General features: G+C 71.6%; 24 protein-coding genes and 1 riboswitch. Of the genes, 6 read left to right on the forward strand and 18 right to left on the reverse strand.

Annotated features, from left to right (window positions below; all coding sequences use genetic code 11):
• The first annotated feature begins 3 nt into the window (after window positions 1-3).
• From ACFYYB_RS12595 to ACFYYB_RS12615, 5 genes are all read left to right on the forward strand, one after another.
• A complete protein-coding gene (locus ACFYYB_RS12595) occupies window positions 4-1365 on the forward strand; it encodes an aspartate aminotransferase family protein (RefSeq protein WP_389435103.1) in 1362 nt (453 codons plus the stop codon).
• 185 nt (window positions 1366-1550) lie between these two features.
• Entirely contained in the window at window positions 1551-2360 is an 810-nt protein-coding gene (locus tag ACFYYB_RS12600) for an ABC transporter ATP-binding protein (RefSeq protein ID WP_389435105.1), read from the forward strand.
• Complete coding sequence (locus ACFYYB_RS12605) at window positions 2342-3415, forward strand: hypothetical protein (protein ID WP_389435107.1); 1074 nt, start codon at window positions 2342-2344, stop codon at window positions 3413-3415. The genes ACFYYB_RS12600 and ACFYYB_RS12605 overlap by 19 nt, the downstream gene beginning before the upstream one ends.
• Window positions 3416-3441: 26 nt before the next feature.
• Entirely contained in the window at window positions 3442-4551 is a 1110-nt protein-coding gene (locus ACFYYB_RS12610; protein WP_389435109.1) for an LOG family protein, read from the forward strand.
• Between the two features lie 101 nt (window positions 4552-4652).
• Window positions 4653-5558 (forward strand): hypothetical protein, encoded by a 906-nt coding sequence (locus tag ACFYYB_RS12615; RefSeq protein ID WP_389435111.1) that lies wholly within the window; start codon window positions 4653-4655, stop codon window positions 5556-5558.
• A gap of 183 nt (window positions 5559-5741) precedes the next feature.
• Here the strand turns inward: ACFYYB_RS12615 and ACFYYB_RS12620 are convergent, their stop codons facing one another.
• The 9 genes from ACFYYB_RS12620 to rpsB form a co-directional block, all read right to left on the reverse strand.
• A complete protein-coding gene (locus tag ACFYYB_RS12620) occupies window positions 5742-6764 on the reverse strand; it encodes an ABC transporter ATP-binding protein (RefSeq protein ID WP_389435113.1) in 1023 nt (340 codons plus the stop codon).
• Window positions 6764-8380: an ABC transporter permease gene (locus ACFYYB_RS12625; RefSeq protein ID WP_389436177.1), complete on the reverse strand. Its 1617-nt coding sequence runs from the start codon at window positions 8378-8380 to the stop codon at window positions 6764-6766. Before ACFYYB_RS12625 ends, ACFYYB_RS12620 begins: the two co-directional genes overlap by 1 nt.
• Before the next feature lie 59 nt (window positions 8381-8439).
• Window positions 8440-9546, reverse strand: coding sequence for a thiamine ABC transporter substrate binding subunit (locus ACFYYB_RS12630; protein WP_389435115.1), 1107 nt, complete (start codon window positions 9544-9546; stop codon window positions 8440-8442).
• Between the two features lie 84 nt (window positions 9547-9630).
• Window positions 9631-9739: riboswitch (TPP riboswitch) on the reverse strand.
• Window positions 9740-9797: 58 nt separating this feature from the next.
• On the reverse strand, window positions 9798-10910 hold the full coding sequence (gene rlmN, locus ACFYYB_RS12635; RefSeq protein ID WP_327255165.1) for a 23S rRNA (adenine(2503)-C(2))-methyltransferase RlmN: 1113 nt from the start codon (window positions 10908-10910) through the stop codon (window positions 9798-9800).
• A 93-nt stretch (window positions 10911-11003) separates the two neighbouring features.
• Window positions 11004-12083 (reverse strand): phosphatidate cytidylyltransferase, encoded by a 1080-nt coding sequence (locus ACFYYB_RS12640; protein WP_389435118.1) that lies wholly within the window; start codon window positions 12081-12083, stop codon window positions 11004-11006.
• Window positions 12083-12640, reverse strand: coding sequence for a ribosome recycling factor (gene frr / locus ACFYYB_RS12645; RefSeq protein WP_112453867.1), 558 nt, complete (start codon window positions 12638-12640; stop codon window positions 12083-12085). The genes ACFYYB_RS12640 and frr overlap by 1 nt, the downstream gene beginning before the upstream one ends.
• Before the next feature lie 50 nt (window positions 12641-12690).
• Window positions 12691-13470, reverse strand: a complete 780-nt coding sequence (gene pyrH / locus ACFYYB_RS12650; RefSeq protein ID WP_389435121.1) for a UMP kinase — start codon at window positions 13468-13470, stop codon at window positions 12691-12693.
• Window positions 13471-13632: 162 nt separating this feature from the next.
• Window positions 13633-14469: a translation elongation factor Ts gene (tsf, locus tag ACFYYB_RS12655; protein ID WP_389435123.1), complete on the reverse strand. Its 837-nt coding sequence runs from the start codon at window positions 14467-14469 to the stop codon at window positions 13633-13635.
• Window positions 14470-14604: 135 nt separating this feature from the next.
• Window positions 14605-15534 carry a 30S ribosomal protein S2 gene (rpsB, locus tag ACFYYB_RS12660; protein WP_389435125.1) on the reverse strand — a complete coding sequence of 310 codons (930 nt, stop codon included), beginning with the start codon at window positions 15532-15534 and terminating at the stop codon, window positions 14605-14607.
• A 252-nt stretch (window positions 15535-15786) separates the two neighbouring features.
• Here rpsB and ACFYYB_RS12665 point away from each other — a divergent pair, with 252 nt between their 5' ends.
• Complete coding sequence (locus ACFYYB_RS12665) at window positions 15787-16395, forward strand: murein hydrolase activator EnvC family protein (RefSeq protein WP_389435127.1); 609 nt, start codon at window positions 15787-15789, stop codon at window positions 16393-16395.
• Here the strand turns inward: ACFYYB_RS12665 and ACFYYB_RS12670 are convergent.
• The 9 genes from ACFYYB_RS12670 to lepB (ACFYYB_RS12710) form a co-directional block, all read right to left on the reverse strand.
• Window positions 16349-16906: a TetR/AcrR family transcriptional regulator gene (locus ACFYYB_RS12670; RefSeq protein WP_389436178.1), complete on the reverse strand. Its 558-nt coding sequence runs from the start codon at window positions 16904-16906 to the stop codon at window positions 16349-16351. The two genes, ACFYYB_RS12665 and ACFYYB_RS12670, sit on opposite strands and share 47 nt — an antisense overlap.
• A 105-nt stretch (window positions 16907-17011) precedes the next feature.
• Window positions 17012-17845, reverse strand: a complete 834-nt coding sequence (whiG, locus tag ACFYYB_RS12675) for an RNA polymerase sigma factor WhiG (protein ID WP_250743879.1) — start codon at window positions 17843-17845, stop codon at window positions 17012-17014.
• Between the two features lie 239 nt (window positions 17846-18084).
• On the reverse strand, window positions 18085-19224 hold the full coding sequence (dprA, locus tag ACFYYB_RS12680) for a DNA-processing protein DprA (RefSeq protein WP_389436179.1): 1140 nt from the start codon (window positions 19222-19224) through the stop codon (window positions 18085-18087).
• 53 nt (window positions 19225-19277) lie between these two features.
• Window positions 19278-20900, reverse strand: a complete 1623-nt coding sequence (locus tag ACFYYB_RS12685) for a YifB family Mg chelatase-like AAA ATPase (protein WP_389435129.1) — start codon at window positions 20898-20900, stop codon at window positions 19278-19280.
• Window positions 20900-21271 (reverse strand): YraN family protein, encoded by a 372-nt coding sequence (locus tag ACFYYB_RS12690; protein ID WP_389435131.1) that lies wholly within the window; start codon window positions 21269-21271, stop codon window positions 20900-20902. The genes ACFYYB_RS12685 and ACFYYB_RS12690 overlap by 1 nt, the downstream gene beginning before the upstream one ends.
• A gap of 128 nt (window positions 21272-21399) precedes the next feature.
• Window positions 21400-21708, reverse strand: coding sequence for a DUF2469 domain-containing protein (locus tag ACFYYB_RS12695; protein WP_005311352.1), 309 nt, complete (start codon window positions 21706-21708; stop codon window positions 21400-21402).
• Between the two features lie 55 nt (window positions 21709-21763).
• Window positions 21764-22291: an NUDIX hydrolase gene (locus ACFYYB_RS12700; RefSeq protein WP_389435133.1), complete on the reverse strand. Its 528-nt coding sequence runs from the start codon at window positions 22289-22291 to the stop codon at window positions 21764-21766.
• Window positions 22281-23057: a signal peptidase I gene (lepB, locus tag ACFYYB_RS12705; RefSeq protein ID WP_389435135.1), complete on the reverse strand. Its 777-nt coding sequence runs from the start codon at window positions 23055-23057 to the stop codon at window positions 22281-22283. The genes ACFYYB_RS12700 and lepB (ACFYYB_RS12705) overlap by 11 nt, the downstream gene beginning before the upstream one ends.
• A gap of 44 nt (window positions 23058-23101) precedes the next feature.
• Window positions 23102-24019, reverse strand: a complete 918-nt coding sequence (gene lepB, locus ACFYYB_RS12710) for a signal peptidase I (protein ID WP_389435137.1) — start codon at window positions 24017-24019, stop codon at window positions 23102-23104.
• Window positions 24020-24108 lie beyond the last annotated feature (89 nt).

A 24108-nucleotide genomic window follows, 5' to 3' on the forward strand; every position in this document is an offset into this window, starting at 1 on the left:
CCCGTGAGCCAGGACCTCTCCAAGACCGCGTACGACCACCTGTGGATGCACTTCACCCGCATGTCGTCCTACGAGAACTCGCCCGTCCCCACCATCGTGCGGGGTGAGGGCACCTACATCTTCGACGACAAGGGCAAGCGCTACCTGGACGGTCTCGCCGGACTGTTCGTGGTCAACGCCGGTCACGGCCGCAAGGAACTGGCCGAGGTCGCCTACAAGCAGGCGCAGGAACTCGCGTTCTTCCCCATCTGGTCGTACGCGCACCCCAAGGCCGTCGAGCTCGCCGAGCGCCTCGCGCACTACGCCCCGGGCGACCTGAACAAGGTCTTCTTCACCACCGGTGGCGGCGAGGCCGTCGAGACCGCCTGGAAGCTCGCCAAGCAGTACTTCAAGCTGCAGGGCAAGCACACCAAGTACAAGGTCATCTCCCGCGCGGTCGCCTATCACGGCACCCCGCAGGGCGCGCTGTCCATCACCGGCCTGCCGGCCCTCAAGGCCCCCTTCGAGCCGCTGGTCCCCGGCGCGCACAAGGTGGTCAACACCAACATCTACCGCGCCCCGATCTACGGCGACGACCCCGAGGCCTACGGCCGCTGGTGCGCCGACCAGATCGAGCAGGAGATCCTGTTCGAGGGCGCCGACACCGTCGCCGCCGTCTTCCTGGAGCCGGTGCAGAACGCCGGTGGCTGCTTCCCGCCGCCGCCCGGCTACTTCCAGCGCGTCCGCGAGATCTGTGACGAGTACGACGTCCTGCTCGTCTCCGACGAGACGATCTGCGCCTTCGGCCGCCTCGGCACGATGTTCGCCTGTGACAAGTTCGACTACATCCCGGACATGATCACCTGCGCCAAGGGCATGACCTCGGGCTACTCCCCGATCGGTGCCTGCATCATCTCGGACCGCCTCGCCGAGCCGTTCTACAAGGGCGACAACACCTTCCTGCACGGCTACACCTTCGGCGGACACCCCGTGTCCTCCGCGGTGGCGCTCGCCAACCTCGACATCTTCGACAAGGAAGGCCTCAACCAGCACGTGCTGGACAACGAGGACGCCTTCCGCTCGACGCTGGAGAAGCTGCACGACCTGCCGATCGTCGGCGACGTCCGCGGCAACGGCTACTTCTACGGCATCGAGCTCGTCAAGGACAAGGTCACCAAGGAGTCCTTCACGGACGAGGAGACCGAGCGCGTGCTCTACGGCTTCCTCTCCAAGGCGCTCTTCGAGAACGGCCTGTACTGCCGCGCCGACGACCGTGGCGACCCGGTCATCCAGCTGGCCCCGCCGCTGATCGCCGACCAGGGCACCTTCGACGAGATCGAGGGCATCCTGCGCCGCGTGCTCACCGAGGCCTGGACCAAGCTCTAACCAGCCCGCGTCCTCCCACCGTCCCGCAGGCGGCAAACTGCCGGACCACACGGCCCGGATCCTCCGTTCGAGTGAGAACGAGGGGGTCCGGGCCGTGTGCTGTCACCATCCAAGACGTTCATCTCTTTACATCTCATTGCGGCGCCAGTGACCAAGCGGGCTCCGCTTCGTTCCCCCGGACGGAGGTGTACGCCATGGTGGCTCCACGGGACAACGCCGCGCTGGACAATGCCCGGCCCGACAGTGCCCTGCCCCAGGACGATCTGCTCTGGGCGCGGTCCCTTCACTACTCCCACAGCGGTTCACCGGGCCTGATCGGGGTCTCGGTCGGCGTCCGCGCGGGAGAGATCCTCGCCGTGACCGGCCCCCGGGGCAGCGGCAAGACCACGCTGCTGCGCTGCCTGTCCGGACAGCTCCGGCCCGAGCAGGGCGAGGTCTGGTTCAGCAGCGTCCCCGTGCACACCATGGGCGCCCCGGCCCGCGAGCGGCTGCGCCGCGACCGCTTCGGCTGGATCGGCCCCGAGCCGCGGCTGCTCCCGGAGCTCCGCGTCTGGGAGAACGCCGCCCTGCCGCTGCTGATCGCCGGCGCGAGTCACCGCACCGCGAAACGGGCCGCCTGCGAATGGCTGGACCGCCTCGACATCGGCGCCTTCGCCCGCAAGCACCCCGGCGCCCTCAACCGGGCCGAGTCCCAGCGCGTCGCGCTCGCCCGCGCCCTCGCGCACCTGCCCGCCGTGGTCTTCGCCGACGAACCCACCGCCCCGCTGCACCGCGCCGAGCGCTCGCTGCTGCTGCGCACGCTCACCACGGCCGCCCGCTCCCACGGCATCACCGTGCTCCTGGCCACCCACGACGAGGAGACCGCGGCCGTCGCCGACCGGCACTTCTCCCTGCTGGACGGCCGACCCGCCGCCGCGGCAACCGCGGCCGGGCTCTCCCCCACCTCCTTCCCCCAGCCCCCGGAGGAACAGGCCGCGTGCTCGCTCTCCGCCTAGCCCGCGGCTCCCGGCCGCTGGTACAGCTGCGCCGGCTGCTCGTCGCCGCCGCGTCGGCCGGCAGCGGCTTCCTGCTGCTGTACGTCCTCGCGCAGGCCACGGCCCGGCCCGCCGGATCGTTCCCTCAGCTGCTGTGGGCCCTGGTCCCCCTCGCCGCCACCGTCCAGTTCGCCGTCGCCGTGGCCCGGACCGACCCCGCGACCCGGCCCCTGGAGGGGCTGGACGCCGCCGGGCTGGGACCCGTACGGCTCACCCTGGTCGCGACGATCTCCACCGCCGTGGCCTGCACCCTCGGCAGCGCCGTGGCCCTGGCCGTCTTCCTCCACCTGCGCGGTGAGGTGACCGGGCTCCCCTTCGACGGCGCCGGAGCCGGGCTGCTCCACGCCGACCAGCCCCTGCCCGTGGCCGCAGCCCTCACCCTGCTGGCCCTGCTCCCGGTGGCCGCCTCGATCGCCACCGCCCTCGCCCTGCGCCCGCACCCCCGGCCCGCGCCACAGACCGCACTGCCCTGGGGCATCGCCCTCACCGCCTGCGGACTCGCCGCGCTGGCCTACGCCCGCCCCGGCGGAGCCGGCGTGCCCACGGGCTGGGCCCTGACCGCCCTCGGACTGGCCCTCGCCGGTCCGGGCCTCGCCTACGCCTGCGGGGCGCTGGTCCAGGCCGTCCGCCCGGGCGCGCTCCGGCTGCTGGCCGGGCGGACCCTCCAGGAGGAGGCCCCCCGGCTGGGCGCACCTCTCGGGGTCCTGTGCGCCGTCGGGGCGGGCGCCCTCAGCGCCGTGGCCCTGCGCGACCACGGCGGGCTCCAGGTCCCGCTCGGCCCGCTGACCGTGCCCGCCGCCGCCCTGGTGGCCCTGTGCGCGACCGCCACCCTGCTCACCTCCGCGGTCGAGGTCCACCAGGCCCGGGGCGCCACCCGCGAGACCCTGACCGGGCTCGGCGCCCCGGGCAAGGTCCTCCGTACGGCCGCGACCGTACGGGCCACCGCGCTGGTGGCGGTGTGCCTGCCGCTCAGCTGGGGTGTGTCACAGCTGACGTCGCTGGCGTTGACCCGCTGAGGTGAGCAGCCCTTAGGGTGGGCCGAATGGTCAACCCACACATCGAGACCGACAACGAGATCGAGACCCTCGCCGAATTCGACCGGGTCGCGGCCCGCGGCTCGCTCAGCGGGTACCGGATCCAGTCGGTCAACCTGCTGGAGCGGACCTTCGCACTGCTGTCCGCCGACACCTCGTCCGCCGTGTTCCTGGGCTGCGCGATGGAACCGGACGCCTCGGTCAAGGTGCGCGCGGACGGCGCCCTGGTGTTCCCGCCCGTTCCGGACCTGCCGTTCAACCCCTACCGGGGCCTGCTCTACACGCCGGAGGAACTCTTCACCGGGCTGTCCGCCGGCTACGAGGCCACCCCGGACGCCGAGGCGTACGCCTGGTTCCAGGAGACCAAGGCGGACGGCGACATCTACTCCTCGATGCTGCGCTCCATCCACGACGACGCCGTCTCCGACGCCCTCGACGAACACCTCGTGGGCGCACGCGTCGTCGGGGTGATGGGCGGCCACGCCATGACCCGAGGCGGCGACGCCTACCGGGGCGCGGCCGAACTCGGCCGGACGCTGACCCGCTCCGGGCTGACCGTGGCCACCGGCGGCGGCCCGGGCGCGATGGAGGCGGCCAACCTCGGCGCGTACCTCGCCCCGGCCCCCGACGACGCCCTGCCCGAAGCCCTGCGGATGCTGGCCAAGGCCCCGACCTTCACCCCGTCCGTCTCCGACTGGGCGCGCGCGGCCTTCGCCGTACGGGAACGCTGGCCGGCGGTCACGGGCGGCGACTCGGTGGGCATCCCGACCTGGTTCTACGGACACGAGCCGCCGAACCCCTTCGCCGGGCACATCGCGAAGTACTTCGCGAACGCCACCCGCGAGGACGGGCTGCTCGCGCGGTCCAACGCGGGCGTGGTCTTCCTGCCCGGCGCGGCGGGCACGGTCCAGGAGATCTTCGACAACGCGACGCCCAACTACTACGAGTCCCGGAGCGAGCCGACCCCGATGATCCTCGTCGACCGCGTCCACTGGACCGAACGGCTGCCCGCCTGGCCGCTGCTCCAGGCGCTGGCCCGGGGCCGGGCGATGGAGTCCCGGATCGCCCTGGTCGACTCGGTGGCCGAGGTACCGGCGGCCCTCGCCGCGATGGGCTGACCTGAACCGCCTGCCCCGGCCAGGCAACTTCTCGCCCCTTTTCCACGTCTGGAAGAGGTACGCACTACGTAAAACCTGCCAGACGTGAACGGAGCCCACGGGTGCTCATAGGCCTGCTGACCGCTATCGCGGCGTCCATCTGCTACGGCACGGGATCCGTCCTGCAAGCCGTGGGATCCCGGCGGGCGGCCCGGATGTCGCCCGCCGCCGCCGGGGTCACCCAGCACGGCGGCCCGAACCTCAGCTCCACGGCGAAGGCCGCGATGACCTGGGAGTTCATCGTCGGCACGATCCTGGACTTCGTGGGCTTCGGCCTGGGCGCGCTGGCCGCCCGCCTCCTGCCGCTCTTCCTGTCCCAGACGGTCATCAGCGCCAACCTGGTGATCACGGCCGTGCTGAGCGTGAAGATGCTCGGCATCCGGCTGACCCGGAAGGAATGGACCTCCATCGGGGTCGTCTGCGCGGCCCTGGTCCTGCTGGCGACGGCGGCGGGCCACGAGGGCGGTCACTACGTGCCGGCCGCCACGCACTGGTGGCTCCTGGCCGTGACCGTACTGATCATCGTGGGCGGCACCGTGGCGGTACGTTTCCTCGGCGCCCGCGCCGCGATCCTGGCGGGCCTGCTGTCGGGTCTGGCGTTCGGTGCGCTGGGAGTCGGGGTCCGCATCCTGAACGGCGTCGAGCCGTTCTCGTTCCCGGCCCTCCTCTCCGACCCGGCCCTGTACGCCATCGTCCTCGCCGGCGTCGGCGGCATGTACCTGCACACCGTGGCGCTCCAGATCGGCTCGGTGAACGGCGCCACCGCCGCCCTGGTGGTCGGTGAAACCGTGCTCCCCGGAGCGATCGGCGTGCTCTGGCTGGGCGACGCGTCCCGCCCCGGCATGGCCTGGCTGGCGGTCCTCGGCTTCGTCCTGGCGGTGACCGGCGCGGTGGCGGTCGCCTGGTACGGCAACCACGAGGGCGCCCACGGCGACGTCCCCACCCCGGAACCGGCCCCGGTCGGCTGAGGCGGCTGGTCTTTCCAGCCGTCCGGCGTTGGGGGACCGGGGTCCGGGGCGGAGCCCCAGGGGGTCCGGGCGCGGCCCGGGACCCCGTCCCAGCCCGTCCGGCGCTTGAGGACCAGGTCAGAGCGGAGCCCTGGGAACGGTGGAAGGGCGGGTAGGGGACATCTCCCGCGCAGCGGTCCGGCCCTACTCCCCCGGCAGCACGACCACCTCGGCCGGAGCGAAGGTCACCGCGACCCGGTCCCCGACCGCCGGCGCCCCGGCCAAGTCACACTCCGCCTCCAGCTCCGGCCCCACCTCGGGCCGGAGCAGCAGCGCGACATGCGTCCCCCGGAAGGTCCGGGACACCACCTCGCACCCCAGCCCCGCAGGCGAAAGCACCACCCCGGCCGGCCGGACCAGCACCTGGCGGTCCCCCTCGGAGGCCCCCGCCGCAACCGGCACCTTCCCCCACGGAGTGGCGGCGACCCCACCCGACACCACCGCCGGGACGACGTTCTCGAAGCCCAGGAACCGTGCCACGAACTCCGACGCCGGCCGCTCCCACACCTCCAGCGGGGTCCCCGCCTGCGCGATCCGCCCGTCCCGCATGACGACCACCCGGTCGGCCAGCGCGAACGCCTCGCCCTGGTCGTGCGTGACGGCCAGCACGGTCGTGCCCAGTCGCGAGAACAGCCCCCGCAACTCCACCACCAGCCGCTCCCGCAGCCCGCGGTCCAACTGCCCCAGCGGCTCGTCCAGCATCAGGAGCCGCGGCGAAGGCGCCAGCGCCCGCGCCAGCGCGACCCGCTGCTGCTCGCCGCCGGACAGCGAGGCCACCGCCCGGCCCTGCGCACCGGGCAGCCCGACGAGCTCCAGGAGCTCGGTGACCCGGGCCTCGGAGGCCTGTTTCGAAGCGCCCCGCATCCGCAGCCCGAACGCGACGTTCCCGCCCACGTCCCGGTGCGGGAACAGCTGGTGGTCCTGGAACATCAGGCCCACCCCCCGCCGGTGTACGGGCACCGCCGCATGGTCGGCGCCGCCCAGCAGCACCCTCCCGCCGGCGACGGGCTGCAGCCCGGCCACCACCCGGAGCAGGGTGGACTTGCCGCTCCCGCTGGGCCCCAGCACGCACACGATCTCGTGTTCGGCGACCGCCAAGTCCACGGCGTCCACGACCGCACGCTCACCGAAGCGGACCGACACCCCTTCCAGCTGAAGCAGGGTCATCAGAACTCTCCGGAGGTCTTGTCGGGTCGCAGTCGCTCCAGCGCCAGCAGGGACACCGCGCACACCAGCATCAGAATCGTGCTCAGGGCCATCGCCTGCCCGTAGTTCATCTCCCCGGCCCGCCCCAGCAGCCGTGCCACGGCGACCGGCAGCGTCGGATGGTCGGGCCGCGCGATGAAGACGGTCGCCCCGAACTCCCCGAGGGACACGGCGAAGGCGAAGCCCGCCGCGATCAGCAGGGCCCGCCGCACCATGGGCAGGTCCACCTCCCGCCAGGCCCGCAGCGGTGAGGCGCCGAGCACGGCGGCGGCCTCGCGCAGCCGTCCGTCCACCGCGCGGAGCACCGGCAGCATGGTCCGTACGACGAAGGGGACGCCCACCAGCGCCTGCGCCAGCGGCACCAGGATCCACGAGGTCCGCAGGTCCAGCGGCGGCTCGTCGAGGGTGATGAGGAAGCCGAAGCCGACGGTGACGGCCGACACCCCCAGCGGGAGCATCAGCAGCGCGTCGAAGCCCCGTACGAAACGGCCCGCGCGCCGGGTCAGCGCGGCGGCCGCGAGCCCGCCGACGACGAGCGCGATGGCCGTGGCGGCGAGCGCGTACTGCAGGGAGTTCCAGATGGCCTCCAGCGGTGGCACCAGGAACGTTCCGCCGCCCGCGCCCACCTCCTGGAGCGCCCGGTAGAAGCCGAAGCCGTAGCCGCCGGGGGCGTCCAGCGAGCGCTCGACCAGCACGGCCAGCGGCGCCACGATCAGCAGCGCCACCGTCAGCAGCACCCCGCCGAGCAGGGTGCGCTGGGCCCAGCCGCGCGGCCGGTGCGTGGTCCGCCCCGGGTCGACGAGCCGCAGCGCGGTCTCCCGCTTGCGCACGGTCCAGGAGTGCACGCCGAGGATCGCTCCGATGGCCGCGAACTGCACCATCGTCAGCACCGCGGCCGTCGGCAGGTCCAGGAGCTGCGCGGTCTGCCGGTAGACCTCCACCTCCAGGGTGGAGTACGCGGGCCCGCCCAGGATCTGCACGACACCGAAGGAGGAGAACGTGAACAGGAACACCATCAGCGAGGCGGCGGCGACGGCCGGGCCCAGCGCGGGCAGCGTCACGCGCCGCCAGGCGGCGAACCGCCCGGCGCCGAGCACCCGGGCGGCTTCCTCCTGACGCGGATCGAGCTGCGCCCACAGTCCGCCGACCGTGCGGATGACCACGGCGTAGTTGAAGAAGACGTGCGCGAGCAGGATCGCCCACACGGTCGTGTCGAGGCGGATCCCCCACACCTTGTCCAGCAGGCCGTTGCGCCCCACCAGTGCGAGGAAGGCGGTGCCGACCACGACGGTCGGCAGCACGAACGGCACCGTCACGAGCGCCCGCAGCAGTTGTTTGCCGGGGAACTCGAAGCGCGCGAAGACGTACGCGCCGGGGAGTGCGATCAGGAGCGTGAGCGCCGTGGACGCGAGCGCCTGCCAGGTGGTGAACCAGAGCACGTCGCCGATGTCGGGCCGGGCCAGCACCTCGCCGATCCGGCCGAACTGCCAGCCGGCGTCCGTCTTGAGCCCGCGCCCGACGATCGCGGCCACGGGGTAGGCGAAGAACAGCCCGAAGAAGACGAGCGGCACGGCCATCAGACCGAGCCTGACGGCCGTGGCCCGCCCGCTCTCCTTCGGTACGGAACTCAACCGTCCTACTTCACGACGAGCGCGGTCCACGCCTTGACCCACTGGTCGCGGTTCTTGGCGATGGCCTCGGGGGCGACCGTCTCGGGCTTCTCGATGACCACGCCGTGCTTGGTGAACAGCTCGGGCAGCGCCGCGTCCTTGGTCACCGGGTTCACGAACATCTGGAGCGGCATGTCCTCCTGGAACTTCTTGGAGATCAGGAAGTCCAGCAGCGCCTTGCCGCCTTCCTCGTTCTTCGCGCCCTTGAGCAGACCCGCGAACTCGGTCTGCCGGAAGCACGTGCCCGTCGAGACGCCCGTGGGGGCCACGGCCGGCTGCGGCTCGCCGTAGAGGACCTCGACGGGCGGGCTGGAGGCGTAGGAGACGACCAGCGGGCGGTCGCCCTTGGCCTTCTTGCCGCCCGCCGAGCCGGAGAAGCGCTCGTTGTAGGCCTGCTCCCAGCCGTCGACGACCTCGACGCCGTTGGCCTTCAGCTTGCTCCAGTAGTCCTTCCAGCCCTCGTCGCCGTACTTGCCGACGGAGGCGAGCAGGAAGCCGAGGCCGGGCGAGGAGGTCGCGGCGTTCTCGGTGACCAGCAGGTTCTTGTACTCCGGCTTGATCAGGTCGTCCAGCGTCTGCGGCGGGGCGAGCTTCTTGTCGGCGAAGTAGGCCTTGTCGTAGTTCACGCAGATGTCGCCGGAGTCGACCGGGGTGACCCGGTGCTCCTTGTCGAGCACGGACTCGGGCTTCACACCGGCCAGCCCCTTGGCCTCGTACGGCGTGAAGATGCCGTTGTCGAGGGCGCGGGAGAGCAGCGTGTTGTCCACGCCGAAGAAGACGTCGCCGCGCGGGGAGCCCTTGGTGAGGATCTCCTGGTTCAGTGCCGTGCCCGCGTCTCCGGACTTCAGGACCTTGACGGTGTACCCGCTCTGCTGCTCGAACTCCTTGAGGACCGCTTCGGTCACGTTGAAGGAGTCGTGCGAGACGAGAGTGATCGTCTTGGACTTCGGGGCGGCCGACGCGGAGGCCCCGGCGGACTTGTCCTTGGCGTCGCCGCCGCCGCAGGCGCTGAGCGTGGTGACGCCGAGCGCGGCCGCGAGCGCGACGCCCGCCATCTTCTTGGTGGTGCTCATTGGTGCATTCCTCCTGGGATGTCCAGGAGAAGACGCGGCCCTGCCCGGCGCTCTGTGGAGCGGACGCCGGGCAGGGCGCAACAGCTTGAGTGATGACCGAACTTCCTACCCCGAATGACCGGGGCGAGGTTCAGAGGGTCTGCGGTGACGGTTACCGCACTCTCAGCGCTGTGGCGCTCCCCTGTCGGAATATGAAATTGGTTCGGCCACAGGGTACCCCGTGGCCGAATGCCCACCTCAACTGGCGGAAATCAGCGCTCCGAGGCGGCGAGCTGGCCGCACGCGCCGTCGATCTCCTGGCCACGGGTGTCGCGTACGGTCACCGGCACTCCGTGGCGGGCGATGGCCTCGACGAAGGCCTTCTCGTCCTCGGGGCGCGAGGCGGTCCACTTCGAGCCCGGCGTCGGGTTCAGCGGGATCAGGTTGACGTGCACGCGCTTGCCCTTGAGCAGCCTGCCGAGCAGGTCGCCGCGCCAGGCCTGGTCGTTGATGTCGCGGATCAGGGCGTACTCGATGGAGATCCGGCGGCCGGACTTCTCCGCGTACTCCCAGGCCGCACCGAGCACCTCGCGGACGTTCCAGCGGGTGTTCACGGGGACCAGGGTGTCGCGCAGCTCGTCGTCCGGGGCGTGCAGGGAGACGGCGAGGCGGCACTTGAAGCCCTCGTCGGCGAAGCGGTGCATCGCCGGGACCAGGCCCACGGTGGAGACCGTGATGCCGCGCTGCGACAGGCCCAGGCCGTCGGGCTCCGGGTCGGTCAGGCGGCGGATGGCGCCGACGACGCGGTTGTAGTTGGCGAGCGGCTCGCCCATGCCCATGAAGACGATGTTCGACAGCCGGGCGGGCCCGCCGGGGACCTCGCCGTCGCGCAGGGCGCGCATGCCGTCGACGATCTGGTGGACGATCTCGGCCGTCGACAGGTTGCGGTCCAGACCGGCCTGGCCGGTGGCGCAGAACGGGCAGTTCATGCCGCAGCCGGCCTGCGAGGAGATGCACATGGTGACCCGGTCCGGGTAGCGCATCAGCACGGACTCGACGAGCGTGCCGTCGTGCAGCTTCCACAGGGTCTTGCGCGTGGTGTCGTCGTCGCAGGAGATGTGGCGCAGGACGTTCATCAGGTCCGGCAGCAGCTCCTGCTGGAGCTTCTCGCGGGACGCGGCCGGGATGTCGGTCCACTCGGCCGGGTCGTGCGCGTACCGGGCGAAGTAGTGCTGGGAGAGCTGCTTGGCCCGGAACGGCTTCTCACCGATCGCGGCGACGGCCTCCCGGCGCTCCTCGGGCGTGAGGTCGGCGAGGTGCCGGGGCGGCTTCTTCGCTCCACGAGGCGCGACGAAAGTGAGCTCTCCCGGGACAGGGCGGGCCATGGCAGGTACTCCTTGTAAGACGAAAGGCGCGCCGCAGAAGCAGCGCGCCTTCCAAGAGTAACCGCCCTGCCTGTACGGGCGCCTTTTCGCAGGTCAGCCGGTACCGACGAACAGCGCCAGCAGCAGCCAGACCACGGGGGCCGTCGGGAGGAGGGAATCCAGCCGGTCCATGATGCCGCCGTGGCCCGGCAGCAGGGTGCCCATGTCCTTGATCCCGAGATCCCGCTTGATCATGGATTCCCCGAGGTCGCCGAGCGTGGCGCTGACGGCGACGGCGAAGCCGAGCACCAGGCCCTGCCACCAGACGCCCCCGTCGATCAGGAACTCCATGCACAGCGCGCCGGCCCCCATCGCGAAGGCCACCGCTCCGAACAGCCCCTCGCGGGTCTTTCCGGGGCTGATGCGCGGGGCGAGCTTGGTCTTGCCGAAGCGCCACCCGACCGCGTAGGCCCCGGTGTCGCTGACCACGGTCAGGAGCAGGAAGGTGATCACCCGCTGCGGCCCGTCGTCGGCGGTGAGCAGCATCGCGACGAAGGTGGCCAGGAAGGGCACGTAGAACGCCGCGAAGGCACCCGCCGTGACGTCCCGGAGGTAGTCCTCGGGCGGCTCGGTCATCCGCCAGACGAGCACCGCCAGCACCGTCAGCGCCATGGCCACCCAGGCGCCCTCGGCCCCGCGGACGTATCCGGCGATGACCATGGCCGCGCCGCCGATGGCGAGCGGGACCAGCGGGGCCTTGATGCCCTTCTTCTCTTGCAGTCGGGAGGTGAGCTCCCACAGGCCGACGACGACCGCCACGACGACGACGCCGACGAAGACCGCCTTGACGATGAGCAGCGAGGCGAAGATCACCGCACCGAGGCCCACTCCGACCCCTATGGCGGCCCGCAGGTCCCGCCCGGCCCGCTTCTTCTGAGGCGGGGGCGAGGCGTCCTGCGGTGCCGGCGAAGGCGGGGTCGGCGGGGGGCTGGGCATGGGCTCCTGCGGCGGTGTCTCGGCGCGGAAGAGGGGGCCGCCGTCAGCGGCGGCCCCCCGATCGCGTGCTTCCCGGTCGTCGAAGTCACGGCCGGCGGCATCGGGCACGATGGGCATGGGCCGAGTGTGCGGGCCCACCAGCGCATCGTAGGCGGGACCCGCCGGAACCGGCTCCGGCTGCCAGGAAGTGTCGTTCATCAGACTTCGAGGAGCTCGGCTTCCTTGTGCTTCAGCAGCTCGTCCACCTGCGCGACGTACTTCGCGGTGGTGTCGTCGAGCTCCTTCTCGGCGCGGCGCACCTCGTCCTCGCCGGCTTCCTTGTCCTTGACGAGCTTGTCGAGGGCGTCCTTCGCCTTGCGGCGAATGGCGCGGATCGACACCTTGGAGTCCTCGGCCTTGGTACGCGCGACCTTGATGTACTCCTTGCGGCGGTCCTGCGTCAGCTCGGGGAAGGTCACCCGGATGATGCTGCCGTCGTTGCTGGGGTTGACGCCCAGGTCGGAGTCGCGGATGGCCGTCTCGATGTTGCGCAGGGCGCTCTTGTCGAACGGGGTCACGATCGCCATGCGCGGCTCGGGGACCGAGAAGGAGGCGAGCTGGTTGATGGGCGTGATGGCGCCGTAGTACTCCGCCACGATCTTGTTGAACATCGCCGGGTGCGCACGACCGGTGCGAATCGCGGCGAAGTCTTCCTTGGCGACGACGACGGCCTTTTCCATCTTCTCCTCGGCCTCGAGGAGGATCTCTTCGGTCACCACGTGCTCCTGCATGTCAGAAATGGATGGTTCAGGCGGACGGGGCCTGCTCAGGCCCGGGTGCCCTGGTCGCTCACGAGCGTGCCGATCTTCTCACCCTTGACGGCTCGCGCGATATTGCCCTCGGCGAGCAGCTCGAAGACCAGGATGGGCAGCTTGTTGTCGCGGCACAGCGTGATGGCGGTGGCATCGGCGACCTTGAGGTCGCGCGACAGCACCTCGCTGTACTCCAGCGCGTCGAACTTCACCGCGTCCGGGTTCTTCTTCGGGTCGGAGTCGTAGACCCCGTCGACGCCGTTCTTGCCCATGAGCAGGGCTTCCGCGTCGATCTCCAGGGCACGCTGGGCGGCCGTGGTATCGGTGGAGAAGTAGGGCATGCCCATGCCGGCGCCGAAGATGACGACGCGGCCCTTCTCCAGGTGGCGCACGGCGCGCAGCGGGATGTACGGCTCGGCGACCTGGCCCATGGTGATGGCCGTCTGGACGCGGGAGTCGATGCCTTCCTTCTCCAGGAAGTCCTGGAGGGCGAGGCAGTTCATGACGGTGCCGAGCATGCCCATGTAGTCGGACCGGGCCCGGTCCATGCCGCGCTGCTGGAGCTCGGCGCCGCGGAAGAAGTTGCCACCGCCGATCACGATCGCGATCTCCGCGCCGTCGCGGACCACCGCGGCGACCTCGCGGGCGATGGCGTGGACCACGTCGGGGTCGACGCCGAGTCCTCCGCCACCGGAGAAGGCCTCGCCCGACAGCTTCAGCATGAAGCGGCGGCCCTTCTTGTCCTGGTCGCTCTTGTCGTGGGAAGCGGTGTGGGTGTCCACGCCCTGATTCATGGAGATCTCCTCGTGCACATACGAAGAAGGCCATTGCCGGTGGGTCCTCGCGGTTCCCTCTACGGCAATGGCCTCCTCGTCAGATCTGCGGTCGCCCTGCGCGAACGCGGGCGACTGCTTCAGACCCTACCGGGGTCCGGTGTCCGTCGCGTACGGACGGACTCAGATGCCGACCTTGATGCGCGAGAAGCGCACCAGGGTGACACCGGCCTCGTCCAGAACCTTCTGGACGGACTTCTTGGCGTCCAGGGCGTAGGCCTGGCCAAGCAGCGTGTTGTCGCGGAAGAAGCCGTTGACACGACCCTCGACGATCTTCGGCAGCGCGGCCTCCGGCTTGCCCTCGGCGCGGGTGACCTCTTCGGCCACACGGCGCTCGGACTCGACGACCTCGGCCGGAACGTCCTCGGCGGCGAGCCACTTCGGGGCGAACGCGGCGATGTGCTGCGCGACGCCGCGGGCGACCTCGGCGTTCTCCTTGTCGAGCTCGACCAGGACACCGATCTGGAACGGCAGGTCGGGCATGGTGCGGTGCATGTACGCCGAGACGTAGCCGCCGGTGAACTGCGCGAAGCGGTCCAGGACGATCTTCTCGCCGAGGTTGGCGTTGGCCTCGTCGACGAACGCCTGCACGGTCTTGCCGGGCTCGATCTCGGACGCCAGGAGCGCCTCGACGTCGGCCGGGGACGTGGCGGCGATGTGCTTGGCCAGCTGCTCGGTGACTGCCTGGAACTTGTCGCCCTTGGCGACGAAGTCCGTCTCGCACTTCAGCTCGACGAGGACACCGGAGGTGTTGTCGTCGGAGATGACGGAGACGACGGCACCGTTCTCGGCAGAACGGCCTTCGCGCTTGGCGACGCCCTTCTGACCCTTGATACGGAGTGCCTCGACGGCCTTGTCGACGTCACCGTCGGCCTCGACCAGCGCGTTCTTGCAGTCCAGCATGCCGACGCCGGTGAGCTCGCGGAGCTTCTTGACGTCAGCGGCGGTGTAGTTCGCCATGAGTCTGTGATTCTCTCTCGAAGTCGTAGATCTACGGGTGAACGGCGGAGGAGGCGCGCTTGTGGCGCGGCTCCCCCGCCGTCATCGTCCGTGCTGTGAGTGCCCGGCGCATGAACGCCGGGCGCTCTCAGTGGGTCAGGCCTGCTCGGCGTCGGCGGCCGGAGCCTCGACGACGGCCTCGGCGACGACCTCGGCCTCGGCGGCCGGAGCGGCCTCAGCCTCGGCCTCGACGGCGGGGGTCTCGACAGCGGCCTCGGCCGGAGCGGCCTCAGCGTCGTCGGCCTTCTTCTCGCCCTCGAGCAGGTCGCGCTCCCACTCGGCCAGCGGCTCGGCAGCGGCCTTCTCGCCCGGCTTCGAGTCGCCAGTGGCGGCACCGGAACGGGCGATGAGGCCCTCGGCGACGGCGTCGGCGATCACGCGGGTGAGCAGGGTGACGGAGCGGATCGCGTCGTCGTTGCCCGGGATCTTGTAGTCGACCTCGTCGGGGTCGCAGTTGGTGTCGAGGATCGCGACGACCGGGATGTGGAGCTTGCGCGCCTCACCGACGGCGATGTGCTCCTTCTTGGTGTCGACGATCCAGACGGCGCTGGGAACCTTCGACATCTCGCGGATACCACCGAGGGTCTTCTCCAGCTTGATCTTCTCGCGAGAGAGGACCAGGAGCTCCTTCTTGGTGAGACCCGAGGCGGCGACGTCCTCGAAGTCGATCGCCTCAAGCTCCTTCAGACGCTGAAGGCGCTTGTAGACGGTGGAGAAGTTGGTGAGCATGCCACCCAGCCACCGCTGGTTGACGTAGGGCATACCAACGCGCGTCGCCTGCTCGGCGATGGCCTCCTGGGCCTGCTTCTTGGTACCGACGAACATGATGGAACCGCCGTGGGCGACGGTCTCCTTCACGAACTCGTAGGCGCGGTCGATGTACGACAGCGACTGCAGCAGGTCGATGATGTAGATGCCGTTGCGCTCCGTGAAGATGAAGCGCTTCATCTTCGGGTTCCAACGGCGGGTCTGGTGACCGAAGTGGACGCCGCTTTCCAGCAGCTCCCGCATCGTTACGACGGCCATGGCCATCTCCTTGTTTTCTCGGTTTGGTTCCTGACGCCCCTGTCGCGCCCTGCCCCCGTAGAGGGGACCGAGAGACGCTGTCACCTGGCCCTGAGGGGCCGGTGCTGGGGCGTGCGAAGTCGACCCGGTGACCCGGATCGCCACAAGAAGTGTACGGGACCCGGTGGTATGCCGGATGACGCGGTTGTCCACAGCGCCCCGCCCGTCCACAAGCCCCGGCGCGACCGGCTCCGGGGCGGGACCCTGACCCCCATGACGAAGCTGCTGCTCACCCTGGCCCTGACGCTCGGCCTCGCCCTGGGCCCGCCCGCGCCCGCGCCCGTACCGGGGCCGCGGCCTGCTCCGGGGGCCATGGGCGCCTCGGGGGTCACCGGCGCCTCGGGGGTCACGGGCGGACGCCCGCTCCCCGCGCCCCTCACGGTGGTCCGCTGGTGGGACCCACCCCCGACCCCGTACGCGGCGGGCCACCGCGGGGTGGACCTGGCGGCGCCGGTGGGCGCGGAGCTCCGCGCGGTCGGTCCGGGCCGGGTGCACTTCGCCGGCCCGGTCGCGGGTCGCGGCGTGCTCTCGCTGACCCTCCCGAACGGCCTGCGCACCACGTACGAGCCGGTCCGCCCGCTGGTGGCGGAGGGCGCCGAGGTCACGGCCGGCCAGGTGGTGGCCGTCCTCACGGACGGCACGCACTGCCCCCGGTCCTGCCTCCACTGGGGTCTCCTGCGTGCGGAGACCTACCTCAACCCGCTGGCGCTCCTCCCCCGCCCGACTCCCCGCCTACTGCCCCTTGCCGGAACCCCGGGGCCGGCGGCGGAGCGGGTCAGCCCCCGACGCCCCGCAGGGCCATGGCCACCGCCGCGTCCGTGACGACGACGGGGTCTTCCCCCGTGCCCGCCTCGATCCGCCGGACGGCGGCGTCCACCACGCCCTGGAGCAGCATCGCGGCCAGCCTCGGCTCCGCCTGTCCCAGCGCGGCCAGCGCCTCCACGATCATCGCGATCAGGCTCCCGTGCGCCGCGCGGATCTTCTCCCGCGCCCCGGCGTCCAGCTCGCTCGCCGAGATCGCCACCACCGCCCGGTGCCGCTTGTCCCCCACCAGCCCCAGCTGGCTGCGCACGTACGCCTCGATCTTCGACTCCGGCTCCTGCGCCTCGGACATCGCCGCCTCGATCTCGGCCGCCCACACGGGGAAGTCCACCGCGCACAGCTCTTCGACGACGGCCGCGCGGGACCGGAAGTACTCGTACACGGAGGACCGGGCGAGGCCGGTCCTCTCCGCGAGGGCGGGGAAGGTCAGCGCTTCCGTTCCCCCCTCGGACAGCAGGGAACGGGCAGCGTCCAAGAGGGCGCCGCGCTGCATCGACCGGTGCTCGGCCACGGAGGCCGCTCGAATCCTGGGCACGCGTCCACTCTACGGATGTACCGCAAGGCCGTCGCACGCTCCCGGCGCCCGCCCCCGGTCGCACGGCCCGCTCCCGGCGGGTCAGCGCCCGACGTCCGCCAGCTTCGCCCGGAGCTGCAGGACCGACTTGGTATGGATCTGGCTGACGCGGCTCTCGGTGACCCCGAGGACGTTGCCGATCTCGGCGAGCGTGAGGCCCTCGTAGTAGTAGAGGGTCACCACCGTCTTCTCCCGCTCGGGCAGCGTGTTGATGGCCCGCGCCAGCAGCCGGCGCAACTCCCGGTCCTCCGCGACCTCCACCGGGTTGTCCGCGGCGGTGTCCTCGAGGGTGTCCATCAGGGAGAGGCGGTCCCCCTCCCCGCCCACGTGCAGCAGCTCTTCCAGGGCGACCACGTTCGCCAGCGACAACTGGCTGAAAACGGCGTGGAGATCCTCCACCCCGATGCCCATCTCACCGGCGACCTCGTGCTCCGTCGGGGTGCGCCGCAGCTGGGCCTCCAGCGTGGCGTAGGCCCGTTCGACGGCGCGCGCCTTCTGCCGCACCGAGCGGGGGATCCAGTCCAGGGCCCGCAGCTCGTCGATCATCGCGCCGCGGATGCGGGTGATCGCGTACGTCTCGAACTTGATGGACCGTTCGATGTCGAACTTCTCGATGGCGTCGATCAGTCCGAAGACTCCGGAGGAGACGAAGTCGGCCTGTTCCACATTGGGCGGCAGGCCGACGCTGACCCGGCCCGCCACGTACTTCACGAGGGGCGAGTAGTGCAGGATCAGCTGCTCCCGCAGCCGCTCGTCACCCGAGTCCTTGTACGAGCGCCACAGCACCTCCAGCGACGAGGGCGCGGTGGACCGCTCGCTGCCGCGCGCAGCGGGGGGCACCGCAGCGCGGTCGGACCCTGAGGTGTGCTGGGGCATGCTTCGCCTTTGCCGGAGCCGGATTCCTTGGGAGCGTAGCGTGACGGAAGTGTCGCGGTGCGCGAAGAGTACGGGATCGCGCAGGCCCGCAAGGGCGCCCCGACTCGCGCGGGCGGCCCGGGACCGGCGCCTGGCGCACGGTCCCGGCGGGTGCCACCGGGAGGACCGCGTCTCTCATCGGCTTCACTCTTTCACCGGAACGCCCCAGGTCAACGACCGCCTCGCCGGGTGGCCGCGCTTTATGCGCCTCCTCTCGGCCGCTTCGAGGCCAACTGCCAGCCGTCGCCCTGCCGTTCGACAAACCCCAGAGAGTGAAGTTCGTACAGTCTGCCGATGACTTCATCGGTGCCGGTGCCCGCCGCCAGGGCCAGTTCCTCCAGCTCGGCGGGGCGACCCGCCGGGAGGGCTTCGAGGACCCGGACCGCGCCGGGGCCCAGGAGGTCCCGGGCGATCACGGGGCCCCGCCGCTCCGGGGCCAGCTCCCCCATCGCGCCGACCAGCTCGATGACCTCCGCAGCGTCCGTGACCAGCGAGGCCTCACCGCGCAGCAGTTCGTGCACGCCCGCCGAGAGCCCGCTGGTGGCCGGGCCCGGGATGCCCATGGTGATCCTCCCCAGCGCCTGGGCCCGCCGGGCGGTGACCAGGGATCCGCTGCGGTGGGCCGCCTCCACGACGACGGTGCCCCGGGTCAGGGCCGCGATGACGCGGTTGCGCAGGACGAATCGGCTCGGTGTGGGATGGCTGCCCGGGGGCAACTCGCCGAGGAGCAGCCCTTGGGCGGCGATCCGGCCGAGCAGTCCGGCGTGTCCGCGCGGGTAGGGCACGTCCACCCCGCAGGCCAGCACGGCGACCGTGGCCCCGCCGGCGGCGAGGGCGCCGCGGTGGGCGGCGCCGTCGATCCCGTAGGCGGCGCCCGAGACCACCACCCAGCCGTGCTCGGCGAGTTCACCGGCCAGACCCTGCGCCATGTGCGCCCCGTACGGGGTGCACGCGCGGGCCCCGACCACCGCCACGGACCGCAGCGCCCAGGTCCGCAGGCTCGGCCCGCCCCGCACCCACAGCCCGACGGGCCGGGCGTCGCCGAGGTCGTCCAGCTGACTCGGCCACTCCGCGGACCCCGGGCAGACGAACCTTCCCCCGGCCTCGGCGGCGGCCGCCAGGTCCCGCCGGGGGTCGGCCGCCGCGGCCCGGCGGCGGTATCCGGCGAGCCGCTCGGCGCCGACCCCGGTCAGCGCCCCGGGCTCCGGTTCGGGTCCGGTCAGCAGCCGTATCACCCCGACGGCCCCGTACGACCGCAGCCAGCGCCCGCCGTGCTCCTCCCCGGGCTCCAGGACCCGGGTGAGCGCGGCCCGCGCGAGCACCTCGCCCTCGAACTCCAGCCGCGCCTGCGGCTCCGCCTCCGCCCCGGCCTCCTCCTGCGGCTGCGCGGCGGTCACGAGGCGGCGTCCAGGTGCGCCGAGGCTCCGCGCGCGATCCCGGTGCGCAGTTCGAGGGCGACCGCCACGTCCAGGGCGTCGGGGCGGTCCCGGCTCCTCAGGTCGGCCACCGTCCAGGCGACCCGCAGCACCCGGTCGAGCCCCCGCGCGGTCAGCAGACCTCGCTCCAGGTCCCGTTCGGCCTGGGCCAGTGCTCCCGGCGCGGCCGGCCAGCGGGTCCGCAGCTCATGGCCCGGTACCTCCGCGTTGAGCCGCCAGGGCGTGCCGTCGAGGCGCGCCGCCGCCCGGTCACGGGCCTCCCGCACCCGGGCCGCGACCACCGTCGTGGCTTCGCCGCGGCCACCGCGCCCCAGCAGATCGGAGCGGGTGACCGGCTCGACCTCCACCCGCAGGTCCACCCGGTCCAGCAGCGGCCCCGACAGCCGGGCCTGGTAGCGGCGGACCACCGAGGCCGGGCAGTCGCATCCGGTCCCGTGCAGGGTGTGCCGCCCGCAGGGACAGGGGTTGGCGGCCAGCACCATCAGGAACCGGGCCGGCAGCCGTACCACCCCGGCGGCGCGGGCGATGACCACGTGTCCGGCTTCGAGGGGCTGCCTCAGGGCGTCCAGGGCCTTGGTGCTGAACTCCGCGGCCTCGTCGAGGAACAGCACCCCCCTGTGGGCCAGGGAGACCGCTCCGGGCCTGGCCACCCCGGCCCCTCCCCCGACGAGCGACTGCATGGTCGCCGAGTGGTGCGGGGCGCAGTACGGGGGCCGGGCGACGAGCGGTTCGCCCGGGGGCAGGATTCCCGCGACCGAGTGGACGGCCGTGACCTCCAGTGAGTCCTGTCGGGTGAGCGGGGGCAGGATCCAGGGGATCCGCTCGGCCAGCATGGTCTTGCCCGCGCCCGGCGGTCCGCTGAGGAAGAGGTGGTGACCCCCGGCGGCCGCCACCTCCAGGGCCCGGCGTGCCGCGTGCTGTCCGGCGACGTCGGCGAGATCGGGGAAGTCCCGCCCGTCGCCGTCGCGGGCCACGCCCGTGCCCAGTCCGGCGCCGGGGACGACCAGCCCGGCGAGCATCGGGTCCGGCCGCCCGGGCGGATCCGGCGGATCCTCCTCGGGGACCTCCCCGTCGGTGAGCACCGCGATCAGCTGCCGCAGGCTGCGGACCCCGAGCACCGAGACGTCCGGGACGAGCATGGCCTCGGCGGCGCACTGCTGGGGGACCACGACCTGCCGGTATCCGGCCTCGGCGGCGGCGAGCACGGCCGGCAGGATCCCGCGGACGGGACGCACCCGGCCGTCGAGCCCCAGTTCCCCGATGAGGACCAGATCGGCGATCACCTTCGGATCCACCACTTCGGCGGCGCCCAGAACGGCGGCGGCGACGGCGAGGTCGAAGCCGGCGCCGCCCTTGGGGACCGACGCCGGGCTGAGGCCGACGGTGAGCTTCTTCTGCGGCCAGGCGGCGCCCGAGTTCACGACGGCCGCCCTGACCCGGTCCCGGCTCTCGATCAGGGTCTTGTCGGGCAGCCCCACCAGGGCGAAGGTGGCGACCCCGGGCTCCAGGTCCGCCTGGACCTCCACCACCACGCCGTCGACGCCCACGAGGGCGACCGAGCAGGCCCGTGCGAACCCCATCAGGCCGCCCCCCTGACGTGCTCCACCACGGGACCGCCGCGCCGCGGCAGGAGGACCCCGACGAGGTCGATGCGCACCCCGCCCGGGGGTGGTCCCCCGTGGTCGGCGAGCCAACGTCCGGCGAGCCTGTGCAAGCGCTCGGCCTTGGCGGGCCGCAGCGCGGCCATCGGATGCTCGAACTCCCCGGCCCGCCGCGTCTTGACCTCGCACACGACGAGGGCGTCCCCGTCCCGGGCGACGATGTCGATCTCCCCGCCGCGACACCGCCAGTTCCGCGCGATCACGGTCATCCCGGCCTCGGTGAGCCGCCGCGTCGCGAGGTCCTCGCCGTACCGCCCCAATGCCTGCTGTGCCACGCCCTTCGCGTTCATCCGGCACCACCTCCGACACCGACGGTCCCGCACCCCCGCCCACCTAGTGGATCTTGGTGGACAGCCGGGGCGATGTGGACAACCGCATCACCCCGGCGGGGGAGGAAGGCTCGGAGGAGAGGAGGGAATCAGCTGCCCGGAAGTTCGAGATCGCTCTTGTTGAGCTCCTCGATGTTCACGTCCTTGAAGGTCAGCACCCGCACCTGCTTGACGAAGCGAGCCGGTCTGTACATGTCCCAGACCCACGCGTCGGCCATCGAGACCTCGAAGAAGACCTCCCCCTGCACCGAGTGCACCTGCATCTCGTAGTCGTTGGTGAGGTAGAAACGGCGTTCGGTCTCGATCACATACTTGAACAGCCCGACGACGTCGCGGTACTCGCGATAGAGCTTCAGCTCCATCTCGGTCTCGTACTTCTCGAGGTCCTCGGCACTCATGGCATGTTCCCCTTCAGCCGTGCGTCCCCCTATTGTGCGCCAGGCCCGTGCGCCCCTAAACGATTTCCGGGGCCAGGTTCACGGGCGCACCCGGGGGACCGTCGTCGAGCAGCGTGCGGAGCAGCTCTGCGAGTCTGGTCGGGTACACCGTCTCATGGGCCGCAAGAAGTTCCTCGGAGGTCCACCACCTGGTGCCCGAGACGCTGCGGCGCTCCAGCTCGGTGAGGCCGCCCAGCACCGTCGCGGTCTGGCTGGTCCGGGCCAGGAAGTACCACTCGTCCTGCTCCCAGCGGCGCCCGTCGAAGGGGAACGAGCAGTAGCGGTGCCACAGCACCGGGCCCAGTTCCACGTCGGTGATCCCGGTCTCCTCCGCGAGCTCGCGCAGTGCGGCCTGCTCGCGGGTCTCGGTCCCCTCCAGGCCGCCGCCCGGGGTGAACCACCAGTCGTCCGCCGGGTCTCCCGGCTCGAAGCCGTGCATCAGCAGGATCCGGTCCTCGGGGTCCAGCAGGATCACCCGCGCCACCTTCCGCGGCCCGCCCGACCCGGAACCCGTCCCCGGCCCCGCCGTCGCGTCAGCGGACATCGACCCGCTCCCGCCTCCGCCCACGCCCGAAGATCCGTACGACCGGCCCGTACGCGGCTCCGAGCACCACCAGGGCGGCGCCGACCACCACCGCCGCCACCTGGAGCAGCAGGGGCCCCGCCGTCGAGGTCCCGCCGGGCAGGGCGGCGTAGGCCTTGGGCCGCTCCACCATCGACAGGTCCGGCCACGCGACGGCGTCGACGCGGGCCATCACCGCCGAGCGGGGCACCGTCCCCTGGCCGGCCTCCTGCAGGTGTGCCCGCGAGTCCAGCGAGGATCCGCGCCGGTCGCCGAGCAGGAAGAGGTTGCCCTCGGGCACCGTCACCTCGAACGACGTCCGGGAGGCGGCCCCGTCCGGAGCGCCCGCCAGGTCGAGCTTCTCCACCTCGATGTACGGCTCGTCCAGCTCCTTGCCGTTCACGGTGAGCCGGCCGCCACTGGCGCAGCACTTGACCGTGTCCCCGCCGATCCCGACGACCCGCTTGACCATCGGCGAATCGCTCCACTGCTGGTCCTTGAAGACCACCACGTCCCCGCGGTGCACCTCGCCCCCGCCGATGCGCTGTGCCAGCATGCGGTCCCCGGGGTTCACCGTCGGCACCATCGAGTCGGTCGGCACCGTGTACGGCTGGTACACGACGGCTCCCCATACGAACCCGCCGAGGAAGAGCACAAAGCCGATGGCCACGACGACTCCCGACAGCACGCTGCCGAGAGCACCGCGGCCACCGCCGTCACCTGCTCGTATTGCTCGTGTTCCGCCCATTGCAAGCGCCCCCACACTCGGAGATCGTCGACCTGGGCGGCACCCTACCTGCCGGTAGGCCCTGCGGTCAGCTTCCGCCTGCGCCACAGTACGACCGGTACCGCGCCGGCGAACCCGAGGGCGGCCGGGCCGAGCCCGACCGGCGCCAGTCCGGCGGCGTCCATGCCGAGCGCGGTGGCCTTGGTCTGCGTGCCGATGCCGGGCTGGTCGAAGGTGTCCGGAACCGGCAGGGTCGACCAGCGGGTGACCGGCCACGCGACCACCACGGCGCGCCCGACGACGTCACTGACGGGCACGAAGCCCTGGGTGGCGGGGTCCTGCTGGTGGTAGCGGGAGTCCTGCGAGTTCTGCCGGTGGTCGCCCATCACCCAGATCTTGCCCTTGGGCACGGTGAGCGGACCGAAGGGCAGGTCGTCGCACGGGGTGTTGCCCGGGTAGATGTACGGCTCGTCGAGCTCCTTGCCGTTGACGATGACCGGTCCCCCCTTCTTGCACTCGACCGTGTCACCGCCGATGGCGATCGTCCGCTTGATCAGGTCCTTCTCCTCGGCGGACGGCATGAGGCCGATCCAGCTGAGGGCCTTCTGGGCGATGTTGGGCTCGGGAGTGAACTCGTTGCTCAGCCAGTTCGACGGGTCGTGGAAGACGACGACCTCACCGCGCTCGGGCTCCGACCCGAACCACGGCGTCAGCTTGTCCACGAGCACCCGGTCGCCGCGCTGCAGGGTGTTCTGCATCGAGTCGGAGGGGATCGAGAAGGCCTGCACGAGGAAGGTCTTGATCAGCAGAGCGAGCAGCAGGGCGATTCCGACCAGGAGCGGAAGCTCCTTCCAGAAGGAACGGTGCGAGCGTGCCTCGGCGCCGTCCTGCGCGTCGCCGTCTTGCTCGACGGCATCGGGCCCGGAGGAGTCTTTCGGCTCCTCGCCACCCTCGTCGCGTCCGGACCGTGCACCAACTGCCACGTCCCCCACATCCACTCCTCGTTCGGAATTCGACGCCCGGACCTGATGCGGCGCGGGCCCTCCCCTCCCCTAACGAGCGGGAGTTCCCG

The sequence above is a fragment of the Streptomyces sp. NPDC002886 genome, from assembly GCF_042888445.1.
GTDB lineage: Bacteria > Actinomycetota > Actinomycetes > Streptomycetales > Streptomycetaceae > Streptomyces.

Coding starts and splice junctions, on each gene's coding strand:
- ACFYYB_RS12625 (WP_389436177.1), bottom strand. CDS start 8,380: ATGGCCGTGCCGCTCGTCTTCTTCGGGCTGTTCTTCGCCTACCCCGTG.
- ACFYYB_RS12665 (WP_389435127.1), top strand. CDS start 15,787: ATGACGAAGCTGCTGCTCACCCTGGCCCTGACGCTCGGCCTCGCCCTG.
- ACFYYB_RS12610 (WP_389435109.1), top strand. CDS start 3,442: ATGGTCAACCCACACATCGAGACCGACAACGAGATCGAGACCCTCGCC.
- rpsB (WP_389435125.1), bottom strand. CDS start 15,534: ATGGCCGTCGTAACGATGCGGGAGCTGCTGGAAAGCGGCGTCCACTTC.
- ACFYYB_RS12685 (WP_389435129.1), bottom strand. CDS start 20,900: ATGGGGTTCGCACGGGCCTGCTCGGTCGCCCTCGTGGGCGTCGACGGC.
- ACFYYB_RS12620 (WP_389435113.1), bottom strand. CDS start 6,764: ATGACCCTGCTTCAGCTGGAAGGGGTGTCGGTCCGCTTCGGTGAGCGT.
- ACFYYB_RS12695 (WP_005311352.1), bottom strand. CDS start 21,708: ATGAGTGCCGAGGACCTCGAGAAGTACGAGACCGAGATGGAGCTGAAG.
- ACFYYB_RS12690 (WP_389435131.1), bottom strand. CDS start 21,271: ATGAACGCGAAGGGCGTGGCACAGCAGGCATTGGGGCGGTACGGCGAG.
- lepB (WP_389435135.1), bottom strand. CDS start 23,057: ATGGGCGGAACACGAGCAATACGAGCAGGTGACGGCGGTGGCCGCGGT.
- ACFYYB_RS12700 (WP_389435133.1), bottom strand. CDS start 22,291: ATGTCCGCTGACGCGACGGCGGGGCCGGGGACGGGTTCCGGGTCGGGC.
- pyrH (WP_389435121.1), bottom strand. CDS start 13,470: ATGAATCAGGGCGTGGACACCCACACCGCTTCCCACGACAAGAGCGAC.
- rlmN (WP_327255165.1), bottom strand. CDS start 10,910: ATGGCCCGCCCTGTCCCGGGAGAGCTCACTTTCGTCGCGCCTCGTGGA.
- ACFYYB_RS12630 (WP_389435115.1), bottom strand. CDS start 9,546: ATGAGCACCACCAAGAAGATGGCGGGCGTCGCGCTCGCGGCCGCGCTC.
- ACFYYB_RS12640 (WP_389435118.1), bottom strand. CDS start 12,083: ATGAACGACACTTCCTGGCAGCCGGAGCCGGTTCCGGCGGGTCCCGCC.
- tsf (WP_389435123.1), bottom strand. CDS start 14,469: ATGGCGAACTACACCGCCGCTGACGTCAAGAAGCTCCGCGAGCTCACC.
- whiG (WP_250743879.1), bottom strand. CDS start 17,845: ATGCCCCAGCACACCTCAGGGTCCGACCGCGCTGCGGTGCCCCCCGCT.